A 12,498-nucleotide genomic window follows, 5' to 3' on the forward strand; every position below is an offset into this window, starting at 1 on the left:
GCGACGCCCGTGTTCCTGCGTCTTGTCTACGGTTTCGTCCTGGCGGCCCTGCTGGCCGGTGCCATTCTTGGGGCTGATGTCGCACGCTTTTTCACCGAACCACTCGGGAATACACAGCCGGCGCTCATCGAGGTGGCGCCGGGCACGAGTTTTCGCGCGCTCGTCCATCAGTTGCGCCGCAAGCAAATCATCCGGCGGGCGCGGGACGCGCGTTATCTGTCGCTCTATGCACGCCTCACGGGCCAGGCAACGAGCATCAAGAGCGGCGAGTATCTGGTGCCGGCGCAGCAGGATCCACGCCAGTTGCTCGCGCTCCTGGCATCGGGCAAGATCCGCCAGCACCGCCTGACGCTGGTCGAGGGGTGGCGCTTCAAACAGATCATGAAGGCGGTCAACCACGATCCCGCGCTCAAACACACGCTTCGCGGCAAATCCAGTGCGCAGATCATGGCGGCGCTCGGCCATCCGGATCAGAAGGCGGAAGGCCGGTTCATGCCGGATACTTATATGTTTCCCCGGGGCATGAGCGATGTCGCGTTTCTCAAGCGGGCCTACAACGCGATGCAGCGGTTCCTGCACAAAGCCTGGGCCGATCGGGCGGATGATCTGGCCATCCATACGCCGTATCAGGCATTGATCATGGCCTCGCTGATCGAGAAGGAGACCGCCGTGCCGTCCGAGCGTGCACGGGTCTCCGGCGTATTCAATCGACGATTGAAAAAGGGCATGCGGCTGCAGACCGATCCCAGCGTGATCTACGGTATTCCCAATTACGACGGCGATATCCACAAATCCGACCTGACACGGGATACGCCGTACAATACCTACACACGCAAGGGGCTGCCGCCGACGCCGATTGCCTCGCCGTCGCGCGCTTCCATTCGCGCCGCGTTACACCCGGCCCACGGCAAGGCGTTGTATTTCGTCGCGCGTGGCAACGGCACCCTTGTGTTCTCCGATACGCTGGCCGAACACAATCGAGAGGTGCGCAAATATCAGCTGGGCGGTGGATCATGAACGACGGCCGAAGTCACACCGGGCGCCTATTCACCTTCGAAGGCGGGGAGGGGGCCGGCAAGTCGACCCAGATCGGTCATCTGGCCGCGTATCTGCGTGCGGCCGGCCATACCGTCCGTACCACGCGCGAGCCGGGCGGAACGCGTCTCGGCGAAGCCATTCGTGGCGTCCTGATGGGCGAATACGATGCGCCCATGCCGGCGATGAGTGAACTTCTGCTCATGTTTGCCGCGCGCGCAGCGCATCTGGCACAAGTGATCGAACCCGCGCTGGCGGCCGGCGAAATCGTGCTCTGCGATCGTTTCACCGATGCCAGCTATGCCTACCAGGGCGCTGCTCGGGGTCTGGGCGAAACCGCGGTCGCCACGCTCGAGCGCCTCGTGCAGGGCGAGCGGCGCCCGGATGGCGTATTGCTGTTCGATCTGCCGGTGGCGCAGGGCCTGAGCCGGGCGCGCAATCGGGGCGAAGTCAACCGCTTCGATCAGGAGACGCTGGCGTTCCACGAGCGCGTGCGCGCCAACTATCTCGAACGGGCGCGTCTGGCGCCGGCGCGTTATGCCGTGATCGATGCTGCCGCGGCGCCGGAAACCGTATCGCAATCCCTGATCGACGCCGTCGAGGCATGGCTGTGACCCCGGTCGACGACAGGGCGCTCAAGCTGCCGTGGCACGATCCGATGTGGGCACACATGGCAGCCGGGCTCGCGGCCGGCCGCGTCGCGCACGGGTTGCTGATCGCCGGCACGCCGGGGGTTGGCAAGCGTCGCTTCGCCTGGCGTTTGGTCGCCGCATTGCTTTGCCGGGCGCGTACGGCCGACGGCGACGCCTGTGGCGTATGCGCGGGGTGCCGCCAGCGTGCGGCGGCCACACACCCGGATATTTCTCGGCTCACGCCGGAGGATACGGGCAAGGCGATCAAGGTGGCACAGGTCCGTCGATTCTCGCACGCGCTGCATCTCACGCCACAGTATTCGACCGGGCGCATCGGGTGGATCGACCCGGCCGATTCGTTATCCACCAGTGCCGCCAACAGTCTGCTCAAGACACTGGAGGAGCCACCGGCAGGCTGTCATATCGTGCTCATCAGCGATCGCGTGTCGGCATTATTGCCGACCATCCGCAGCCGATGCCAGATCTGGACCGTGCCGGCGGCCGCGCCGGATACCGCGCGTGCCTGGCTGGCCGGCCAGGATTTCGACGCCAGCCGCGCCGACGACGACAGCCTGCGTACGCCGCTTGCACTGCGGGCCCGTCACGACGCCGGCGCCCAGCCTCTGGTCGAGCAGTGGGACAGGGATCTGGCACGGCTGCTGGCCCGTCGCGCCAATCCGGTCAGCGTTGCCGAACGTGCCCACGAGGCCGAACGCCGGTTGTGGGTCGACTGGCTCTACCGACGCTGCAATGATTTGCTGTTGGCCGCGCTCGGGGCCGATTCGCCAAGCCTCGACTCGGGCCTGGCCCAGGCCGCCCGCCGGCTGGGGCCGCGGCGCCTCGAAGCCTGGAGCCGACGCGTATCCGACGTCGCCCGGACGGCCGAGACCAACGCCGACTGGCGACTGGTGGTAGAGTCTGTATTCATCGAACTCAGCCAGTATGTCGCCGAGGCCATCGACACGCCATGAGCGATAATAATATCGCCGGACAATCCGGCATCGTACGTTTCGACGTGCCCAGCAACCGCGCGCTGTACGAGGCGTACATGCCCTTCATCCGCAACGGCGGGCTTTTCGTGGGCCAGCCGCACCTGCTGGACATGCATTTCGATCTGGGCGCGGAAGTCTTTCTCCTGCTCCATCTCAAGGAGCAGGACGAACGCGTGACCGTGGCCGGACGGATCGTGTGGGTGTCGCTTCCGGGTACGCAGCGCCCGCCCGGCATCGGGGTGCAGTTTGCCGAGCCGGACGGGATCAAGATTCAGCAACGTATCGAAACGCTGCTGGCGGGGCAGCTCGAAAGTGAGCGGCCGACGCACACGCTTTAGACCGGGTTATCCCACGGCAGATCCGAGACGTTGGCACGGGCCCTGCGCAGCGGACGCCGGCCGTGCCCAACGCGATTCAGCGCGTTGTCATCGGCCGCGGTTCCATTTCGATATCTAGGGTTTCGGCAAGCGCGGGATCGCTGGCAATTCCCCGCCATATCATGTTGAACAGCACGGGCGCGCGTTCGGCCAGCCCGTACTTGCGCCCGCGCATGAGCCACATCGCCACGTTGCGATTGGCCACGCCCCAGATGAAGTCCGAGATCTCGACCTCGTCCACGGCGGAAGTCAGGATGCCGGCCCGACGGCCTTCCTCGATTACACCGAGAAACACCGACATGAGCTGGGGCTGACGAAATGTATCGTCCTCGCGCCAGGTATTCAGATATACCGAACTCAGGATGATCTGGGCGACTTCCGGGTTGCGCTCGAAGTAATCGAGCAACACCCAGAACACCTTGCGCAGCCGGTCGCGAAAGTTCTCGATTCCCTGCAGGTGATCGATCATGCGACGGGCCAGGATCGACAGCCAGGTGTCGAGACTCGCGAACAGCACGGTTTCCTTGCTGCCGTAATACTTGTACAGCGTCTGCAGGCTGATGCGGGCGTGCTTGGCGACGTCGATCAACTTGACCCGATGGAATTCCCGTTCCGCGAACAGCACCCGCGCGGCATCCTCGATGCGATGACGGGTTTCCGGATCGATCTGGGCCAGGGCTTTTTCACGCTCGATTGTTGTCTTTGGATAGCGCTCGATCACCAGTAATACCTGTTACACGAAACAAAGCAGCGACTTTACCACTGCATCATTCCTCTCCCAATCATGTCTAATCGTCTCGATAATTGCGCGCAATGATAATCAGTCAGGATATGGCGAACGGGTCAAATGAAAATAGTAATTTTTATTATTGTTGGAACATGACGCGAGTCGAGCTAAGCTGAGATCAATGTCTACCCGCGTGCGCGGCCTGTCGCCAGGCGCAATCGTTTTGTACTGCCGTGCAATAAAGCCCGGAGAATCGCATGTTTTCGATGATCCTCAACAAGCTGGACAAGGCTAAAGTGCTCCCGCGCATCTCCGATACCGAACGTCAGGCGCTCAACGCCGGCTCGGTCTGGATCGACGGCGAGTTGTTTTCAGGTAATCCAGATTTCCACTCAATGATGCAGGAAGCCTATCCGGCGCTGCCACCGGAGGAGCAGGCTTTTCTGGACGGGCCGGTCGAGGAGCTGTTACGGCGAGTGGATCACTGGGAACTGCACAACACCCGTCGCGTCCCGGATGAAATCTGGGCGTTCCTGCGCGAGCAGGGTTTCTTCGGGCTGATCATCCCGAAGGCATACGGCGGTTCCGGGTTTTCCACCCTGGGGCGTAGCGCCGTCATGATGAAGACTGCGCAGCTCGGGCCGGTGGGCACGCTCGTGGTCATCCCCAACACACTGGGAGCGGCCGAGTTGTTGATCGGCTATGGCACCGCGGCACAGAAATCTCATTACCTGCCGAAACTCGCCAGCGGCGAGTTCGTGCCGTGCTTCGGCCTGACCGAACCGACAGCGGGGTCGGATGCTGCCTCGATTCGGGCCGAGGCGGTCGTGTTCAAGGCGGACGACGGCCAGCTCAAGCTGCGCCTGAATTTCACCAAGCGCTATATCACCCTGGCGCCGGTCGCCAATCTGGTGAGTCTGGCCTGCCAGCTGCATGACCCGGACAACCTGCTGGGTGGCGGCGAGCAGCCCGGCATTACGGTGGTCCTGCTGGAAAAAGGCACGCCAGGTCTGCGCCTGGGCGATCACCACCTGCCGATCGGGCCGTTCGACAACGGCCCGATCCACGGCGAGGATGTGGTGGTCCCGGCCGATAACATCATCGGCGGCCCGGCGCAGGCGGGGCAGGGCTGGCGCATGCTCATGGAGCAGCTTGGCGGCGGACGGGCGGTTTCGCTGCCCGCCGGGGGCGTGGCTTCGGCCAAGGCGGCGGCCGCCGCGGTGGGGCCGTACAGCATGGTGCGCGAACAGTTCGGCATCCCGATTGGCTGGATGGAGGGTGTGACCGCCAAGGTCGCGCGCACCGCGGCCCTGGCCTATGTGCTCGAATCGTCGCGGGTGTACGTGTGCGCGGGGGTCGATGCCGGGCATCACCCGCCGGTGGTCTCGGCCATTCTCAAGCAGCAGACCACCGAGCTGGGACAACAGCTGCTGATCGATGGCATGGATGTCATGGCCGGCGCCGGCGTGATGCAGGGCCCGAACAATATTCTCGGATCAGCTTATATCTCGGCCCCGGTGAGTGTCACCGTGGAAGGCGCGAACATCCTCACACGGACGCTGATGATCTTCGGACAGGGGGCAGTGCGTTGCCATCCCTATGCGCTGGCGACGCTGGGCGCGCTCGAAAACAAGGATGTGCGCGCATTCCGCAAGGCGCTGCTGGGCTGGACGGGCCACGCCATCGCCAACGTCGGCCGCGGGGTGGTCCGCGGCCTCACCCGCGGGGCGACGGTCAAGGCGCCGGTGGCGGACGAGACCGCGCGCTATTTCAAGAAACTCGGCTGGGCGTCGACGCGTTTTGCGCTGCTCACCGATCTGGCGATGTTTTGCGTGGGCGGCAAGCTCAAGCAACGCGGGCAGCTGTCCGGCCGCTTCGCGGATGCCTTGTCCTGGATGGTGTTCGGGGTGACCACGCTGCGCCGTTTCCATGCCGAGGGCGCCAGGAAGGAGGATCTGCCGGTCGTTCATTGGGCGCTCAAATACTGCCTGCTGGAAATCCAGCGCGCGTTCGAGGGGATCTACGCCAACTTCGATACGCCCGTGGTGGGCTGGATGCTGCGTTATCCGGGCCGGTTTTTCCTCAAGATCAATCCGCTGTCTAGCGGGCCGGGCGATGCCGAGGATCGCCGTGTCGCGGCGGCCATCCAGACGCCGGGCGAACAGTATCAGCGCATCGCCCTCGGCGGCCTGGGGTCGCCGCGCGACGACGAGCCGGGCATGGGGCGGTTGCTGCATGCCTGGCGCCTGGTGAGTGAATCGGCCGAGCCACAGATGCGGGTGAAAAAGGCGATGCGTCACGGCAAGATCAGCGCTCCGGACGTGGTCGCGGCGATCGAGCCCGCGCTGGCCGCCGGGATCATCTCGGCGGACGAGGCGCAACGCATCCGCGACGCCGAAACCGCCCGCCTGGCCGCCATCCAGGTGGATGTGTTCGATCAGGCGGACTATTACCGCGACAGCCTGTCGCGTCATGACGACAACGCGTACGACGGGCACGACCCGGGGATGGCGCGGGCGGCTAGCCAATAGCGGCCGGGGCCATGCCCGTACCGCGAAAGCGGTTCGGGCGTGGCACAATACGCGCCATGAGCAGCGTGCAATCCGGGCCGCGGGTGAACAGCAGCGGCTATACCCTGGGCGAAGAGATCGCCAACGCCGTCACGTCGGGCATCGGCACGGCGTTGTCGATCGCGGGAATGGTTATCCTGGTGGTTTATGCCGCGCTGTATGGCACGGTCTGGCATATCGTCGCGGTATCCATCTTCGGCACCAGCCTGATTTTCTCCCATCTGGCGTCGACGCTGTATCACAGCATCGCGCCGCCGCGGGCAAAGGGCGTGCTCCGGGTGATCGATCACCTGGCGATCTATTTTCTCATCGCCGGGACATACACGCCGTTCACGCTGGTCAATCTACGTGGTGTGTGGGGCTGGAGCCTGTTGGGTCTGGTCTGGGCGCTCGGACTCGCCGGCGTCGTCATCAAGACCACATCGCTGCGGCATGTGCGTTATCTGTCCACCTCGTTCTATGTCGCCATGGGCTGGACTGTAGTGCTGGTGATCCGCCCGCTGCTCGAGAACGTAGCACCCGGCGGCATCTGGCTTTTGCTGGCAGGCGGCGTGGCCTATACCGTCGGCGTGGTCTTCTACGCCTGGGACCGCATGCCGTACAACCACGCCATATGGCACGTGTTCGTGATCGCCGGTAGCGCCTGTCACTTCTTCGCGGTGTTGTTCTACGTGATCCCGCTGGCCCCGTCGGCGGCCGCCCTGAGCCAGACGTCCTGATCGTGGCAGCGCGCTCGGCGCAATCGGTGCTGACGTCGGTTTTCGGCTACAGCGCGTTCCGCGGGCAACAGGCCGATATCATCGCGCACGTCGTCGACGGCGGCGATGCCCTGGTGCTGATGCCCACCGGCGGCGGCAAATCGTTGTGCTATCAGATCCCGGCGCTGGTGCGTCCGGGGGTCGCGGTGGTGGTGTCGCCGTTGATCGCATTGATGGCGGATCAGGTGGCGGCATTGCGGCAATTGGGTGTGGCGGCGGCCTATCTGAATTCCACCCTCGACGCCGCATCGCAGGCCGCGATCGAACGCGATGTCGCCAGCGGCGCCCTGGATATCGTCTATGTCGCGCCGGAACGACTGCTCCAGCCGCGCATGCTGAATCTCCTGCAGCGTTCGTCGATCGCGCTGTTCGCCATCGACGAGGCGCATTGCGTATCGCAGTGGGGGCACGACTTTCGGCCGGAATATCGCCAGCTCGCAGCATTGGCCGAGCAGTTTCCGGATGTGCCGCGCATGGCCCTCACCGCGACCGCCGATCTGCCGACGCGGGCGGAAATCATCGAGCGTCTGGCGTTGGAAGACGCGGCGCGTTATCTGCACAGCTTCGATCGGCCGAACATTCAGTACCGGGTGGCCGAGCGCGGCAACGCCAAACAACAACTCGCCGACTTCATCGAGCGCGAGCATCCCGGGCAGGCCGGCATTGTGTATTGTCTGTCGCGGCGCAAGGTCGAGGACACCGCCGAGTGGATGACGCGCGCCGGCCATACGGCGTTGCCCTATCACGCCGGTCTGTCGCCGGCCATGCGCGAGCATCACCAGTCGCGGTTTCTACGCGAGGAAGGCGTGATCATCTGTGCGACGGTCGCCTTTGGCATGGGCATCGACAAGCCCGACGTGCGATTCGTGGCGCATCTCGATCTGCCGGCCAGCATCGAAGCCTATTATCAGGAAACCGGTCGAGCCGGTCGCGACGGCGAACCCGCGACGGCCTGGATGCTCTACGGGCTCGGCGATGCCGTACAGCGGCGCCGCATGATCGAGCAGGGCGCAGCCGCCGAAGACCGCAAGCGGGTCGAGCGGGCCAAGCTGGATGCGATGCTCGCATACTGCGAAATCGCCAGCTGCCGACGTATCAACCTGCTCGGTTATTTCGGCGAGCAATGCGAGACCGCCTGCGGCAACTGTGACACCTGTCTCAATCCGCCGGAAACCTATGACGCCACCCGCTATGCGCGCATGGCGCTATCGGCGATATATCGCACCGGCCAACGCTTCGGTACGGGCTATGTCGTGGATCATCTGCGCGGCGCACACTCGGATCGCGCGCGCGAGCTCGGGCATGACGCGCTGTCGACAGCCGGGATCGGCGACGATCTTTCGGCCAAGCAGTGGCGTTCGATCATGCGGCAACTGATTGCGCTCGGCTATATTCACGTCGAGCAGGCCTACGGTGGCCTCCAACTGGCCACCGGCTGTCGCGAGTTGCTCCGCGGCGAGCAAACGCTGGAGCTGCGGGTGGATCGCAGCGGCAAACGCTCGCGCCGGGCGGTCAGGAAGGCGCTGCCGCCGATCGAGATCGAGGATGAGCCGCTCTGGGAGGCATTGCGGGCGCTGCGGCTGGAGTTGGCGCGCGAGCAGGATGTGCCGCCCTACGTGATCTTCCATGATGCCACGCTGCGCGAGATGCTTGCGCGGCGGCCCACCGATGTCGCCGAGTTGTCGGATGTGCCGGGCGTGGGCGAAAAGAAACGCGACGCTTATGGCCGCGCGTTCGTCGAGACCATAGCGCAACATGTGAGTTATTAACCCGGCACAAAAATAGATGATTTTTCGGTTAGGGCCTGTTGCCGTTTCGTACACGTGCCGCGTTGGAGACCGCAAATCCGTCGAGACAAGGCGCGCGTCGCCGGTCGTGGCGTGCCACGATCAAGACGCGCAACGCCGTATCGGCGCCCTGGTTGATTTTATGGGCGGCCCAACCCGAAGGGACAAGCGCTGTTTTGCCACAATCCAGCGTTGCAACTCGCTCGCGTAGACTCACTACGCCGCACTCACTGCGCCTCGTCTTGCCGCAAAACAGCGCTTGGCGCGGACGCGGACGAAACGGCAACAGGCCCTAATAGCGCGAGCATGCGACCGCATGCTCGGCGTGGCCATTGGCCGCGAAGTCTTTGAAAACAGCGGATGAAGTCGGCTGTTTGGATGCCGGATTAATAGGCCCCGCTGGCCCGAACGCCGCTTGGCCACGGGGATGATGCCCGGGGCCGGGGCGTCGCGCCTTGCCGTGAACGCGCGCCGCCTCGCTGCATGCGACAAAATACCTGGCACAGCACATTGCTGCGGCTGTCGCGGCGCGTGCGGATCCGGCGTTTCATTTGCACGCTAAATCGAATGGCGGCAGTCTACGCCGGCATTCCGGGTACCCGGCCGGCCAGCCCTTCGGCGGTAAACCGCGATTCCGGGCCTCCGTAGCGCGCCATCACGGCAGCGAGCCCTGTGACGGGCGCGACGTGGACGTCGGTTCAACACGTCGCGCGACGGCGCAACGCGAGTGCACCCGGCAAATTCACGTGCCAGGAGCAACATGAGTCAGCCCCTCTCATCCGAGCGTAAGCCGGCGGAAGATCGTCTCAATCCGATCGTGTTCTACGGCTCCGCGATCACCATCGTGGTGTTCTCGCTATGGACGATGATTTTCACGGCGCAGGCGCAAGCCGCGATCAGTGCGGTGAAAAGCTGGATATCGGCCACATTCGGCTGGTACTACTTCCTGACGGTGATCATATACCTGGTCTTCGTGATCGGGGTTGCGGTGTCGCGGTTCGGTCGCATCCGGCTCGGACCGGAACAGTCCCGGCCGGATTTCAATCTTTTTTCATGGTCCGCCATGCTGTTCTCCGCGGGCATCGGCATCGGGGTCATTTTCTACGGCATCGCCGAGCCCATCACCCAGTTCTACAATGCCCCCGACGCGCCGGCCGACCAGGCCATGGCCGCACGGCACGCCATCGAGATCACCTTCCTGCATTGGGGAATCTCCGGTTGGGCGATCTACTCGCTGGTCGGCATGTCGCTCGCGTTTTTCTCCTATCGCTACGATCTGCCGCTGACTATCCGTTCGGCCCTGTACCCGCTGTTCGGCAATCGCATCTACGGCTGGATCGGGCACACGGTCGACATCACCGCCGTCGTCGCCACCGTGTTCGGCATTGCCGCCGCCCTGGGGATCGGCATCGTGCAGCTGAACTTCGGCATGCATTACATGTTCGGCATTGCGGCCAATATCTGGACGCAGGTCGGTCTGGTGGTCGCGATCATTGCGTTCGCCACCATTTCGGCGGTCACAGGGGTGGAAAAGGGAATTCGCCGCCTGTCGGAGTTCAATATCCTGCTGGCGATCGTGTTGCTGCTTTTTGTCCTGTTCACGGGGCGCACCCTGTTTCTGCTCAACACCTTCGTCACCAACGTCGGCGACTACCTCACGCACTTCGTGAGTCTATCGACCAACACCTTCTCCTACGCGGCGCCGGCCGGCTGGCTCGACGGGTGGACGCTGTTCTTCTGGGCCTGGTGGATCGCGTGGGGCCCGTTCGTCGGGCTTTTCCTGGCGCGAATCTCGCGCGGGCGCACGATCGCCGAATTCGTAGCCGGCACCATGACACTGCCGATCATCTTCATGATGATCTGGATGTCGTTGCTGGGTAATTCGGCCCTCGACATGGTCATGCACGGCGGCGGCGACTTCGGCCAGCAGGTGATGAACAACCCGCCGTCCGGCGTCTATCTGTTCCTCAATCAGCTGCCGTTTCCGATGCTGTCGACGATCGGGGTCACCATCCTCGGGATTGTGTTCTTCGTCACCTCCGGCGACTCCGGGGCCCTGGTACTGTCCAACTTCACCTCGCAGCTCGCCGACGTCAACAGCGACGCGCCGGTGTGGATGCGTGTCATCTGGGCGTCGATCATCGGCGTCGTGACCTTGGCCCTGTTGCTGGCCGGATCGGGCACGAGCGGGTTATCCGCGCTGCAGAGCGCGGTCGTCGTCACCGGTCTGCCGTTTTCGGTCGTCCTGTTCTTCATGATGGCGGGCCTGTGGAAGGCGCTGAAGATCGAAGCCTACAAATTCGACAGCCAACGCGTGAGCCTGCCCGGCCACCTGTCGAGCCGCACCGGCGGGCGCGATGCGGTCAGTTGGACCACGCGCGTGTCGCGGGCGATGAGTTTTCCCAGCTATCGCCACGTGATGCGCTATCTGGACGAAGCGGTCCGGCCCGCGATGGATGCCGTGGCCGCGGAATTGCGCGCGCAGGGCGTCAAGGTCGATGTGTTCACCCAGGGCGAGGGCGAGGCGCGTCATGCCGCGCTTCGCGTCGGACTGGACGACGAGCCCGATTTCAATTATCAGGCCTGGCCCCGCCAGTTCCAGACCCCCACGTTCGCCATGCGCGCATCGCGATCCAATGCCTATTACTACCGCCTCGAAGTGTTTCTCACCGAAGGCACGCAGGGCTACGACCTGATGAACTACTCCAAGGATCAGGTCATCGACGATATTCTCGATCAGTACGAGAGTCATCTGCATTTTCTGCATCTGACGCGTGAGGTGCCCGGCGACTCGGCGCTGCCGGATGCGCCGGACCCGGCCAAGCACTGATTCCGAGCGCCGCGAACCACGCGGCCCGGGCCGGCCTGTTGCCGTGTGCGTTGGCAACCGGCCCTTGGCTGGTCCATTGCGCGTACAATTGTGCACAATCTCTTACCGCGACGAGCCCATGATCGAATTCGACAGGATCGAATCCGCTGCCTGCGCACGCCTGGGCGGCAGCGCGGAACTCGAGGCGGCGCTGGTGCGGCCGGAGCCGCCGGAAAGCCTCGCCATGATCGGCGATGACCGCTATTTATCGGTGATGTGCCGGCGTATTTTTCGCGCCGGCCTGACCCATCGCCTGGTCGACGCACGCTGGCCGGCGTTCGAGGCGGCGTTCGATGATTTCCGGCTGGAAGCCGTTGCCGCGCTCAGCGAGGACGATCTCAAACGACTGGCCAGCGACGAGCAGCTGATCCGCCATCGCCGGAAGATATTTGCCGTACGCGACAACGCACGGGCCATGCAGGCGATCGTCGACGAGTTCGGCAGCTTCGGCTTCTGGCTGGCGGAGTGGCCCGAGGACGAGATCGTCGAACTCTGGGCCGAGCTCAAGACACGCTTCGCCCAGCTCGGCGGCCAGTCCGGTCCGGCCTTTCTCCGCATGGCCGGCAAGGATACCTTCTTGTTGACCGACTGGGTGGCGCGGGCGATGTCGCAATGGCAGGTTTATTCCGGCAAAACAAACACCCGGAGCGCGCACCAGCGTATTCAGGCACTATTCAATATGTGGAACGAACTGTCTGGGCGACCGTATTGCCAACTGAGTCAGATACTTGCATTTTCGATCGACTGAAAT

General features: G+C 63.9%; 10 protein-coding genes. 9 read left to right on the forward strand and 1 reads right to left on the reverse strand.

Annotated elements, in window-relative coordinates:
* Positions 1–9 precede the first annotated feature (9 nt).
* The 4 genes from mltG to ACS8YF_RS01600 are packed head-to-tail and all read left to right on the forward strand — an operon-like array spanning position 10 to position 2,997.
* On the forward strand, positions 10–1,017 hold the full coding sequence (gene mltG / locus ACS8YF_RS01585; protein WP_440848467.1) for an endolytic transglycosylase MltG: 1,008 nt from the start codon (positions 10–12) through the stop codon (positions 1,015–1,017).
* Positions 1,014–1,649: a dTMP kinase gene (gene tmk / locus ACS8YF_RS01590; protein ID WP_440848468.1), complete on the forward strand. Its 636-nt coding sequence runs from the start codon at positions 1,014–1,016 to the stop codon at positions 1,647–1,649. Before mltG ends, tmk begins: the two co-directional genes overlap by 4 nt.
* Positions 1,640–2,638 carry a hypothetical protein gene (locus tag ACS8YF_RS01595; protein WP_440848469.1) on the forward strand — a complete coding sequence of 333 codons (999 nt, stop codon included), beginning with the start codon at positions 1,640–1,642 and terminating at the stop codon, positions 2,636–2,638. The genes tmk and ACS8YF_RS01595 overlap by 10 nt, the downstream gene beginning before the upstream one ends.
* On the forward strand, positions 2,635–2,997 hold the full coding sequence (locus ACS8YF_RS01600; protein ID WP_440848470.1) for a PilZ domain-containing protein: 363 nt from the start codon (positions 2,635–2,637) through the stop codon (positions 2,995–2,997). The genes ACS8YF_RS01595 and ACS8YF_RS01600 overlap by 4 nt, the downstream gene beginning before the upstream one ends.
* 76 nt (positions 2,998–3,073) lie before the next feature.
* On the opposite strand, the gene ACS8YF_RS01605 is transcribed toward ACS8YF_RS01600, so the two are convergent.
* Positions 3,074–3,757, reverse strand: a complete 684-nt coding sequence (locus tag ACS8YF_RS01605) for a TetR/AcrR family transcriptional regulator (RefSeq protein ID WP_109994671.1) — start codon at positions 3,755–3,757, stop codon at positions 3,074–3,076.
* A 263-nt stretch (positions 3,758–4,020) separates the two neighbouring features.
* Between ACS8YF_RS01605 and ACS8YF_RS01610 the strand changes: the two genes are divergently transcribed.
* The 5 genes from ACS8YF_RS01610 (at position 4,021) to ACS8YF_RS01630 (ending at position 12,495) form a co-directional block, all read left to right on the forward strand.
* Positions 4,021–6,294: an acyl-CoA dehydrogenase gene (locus tag ACS8YF_RS01610; RefSeq protein ID WP_440848471.1), complete on the forward strand. Its 2,274-nt coding sequence runs from the start codon at positions 4,021–4,023 to the stop codon at positions 6,292–6,294.
* Between the two features lie 56 nt (positions 6,295–6,350).
* A complete protein-coding gene (gene trhA, locus ACS8YF_RS01615) occupies positions 6,351–7,052 on the forward strand; it encodes a PAQR family membrane homeostasis protein TrhA (RefSeq protein ID WP_440848472.1) in 702 nt (233 codons plus the stop codon).
* Between the two features lie 2 nt (positions 7,053–7,054).
* On the forward strand, positions 7,055–8,860 hold the full coding sequence (gene recQ, locus ACS8YF_RS01620) for a DNA helicase RecQ (protein ID WP_440848473.1): 1,806 nt from the start codon (positions 7,055–7,057) through the stop codon (positions 8,858–8,860).
* 778 nt (positions 8,861–9,638) lie between these two features.
* Positions 9,639–11,708, forward strand: a complete 2,070-nt coding sequence (gene betT, locus ACS8YF_RS01625; protein WP_440848474.1) for a choline BCCT transporter BetT — start codon at positions 9,639–9,641, stop codon at positions 11,706–11,708.
* A 118-nt stretch (positions 11,709–11,826) separates the two neighbouring features.
* Positions 11,827–12,495: a DNA-3-methyladenine glycosylase I gene (locus ACS8YF_RS01630; RefSeq protein WP_440848475.1), complete on the forward strand. Its 669-nt coding sequence runs from the start codon at positions 11,827–11,829 to the stop codon at positions 12,493–12,495.
* The last annotated feature ends 3 nt before the right edge of the window (positions 12,496–12,498 follow it).

This window comes from Salinisphaera sp. SWV1 (genome assembly GCF_052044155.1).
Classification (GTDB): Bacteria; Pseudomonadota; Gammaproteobacteria; order Nevskiales; family Salinisphaeraceae; genus Salinisphaera.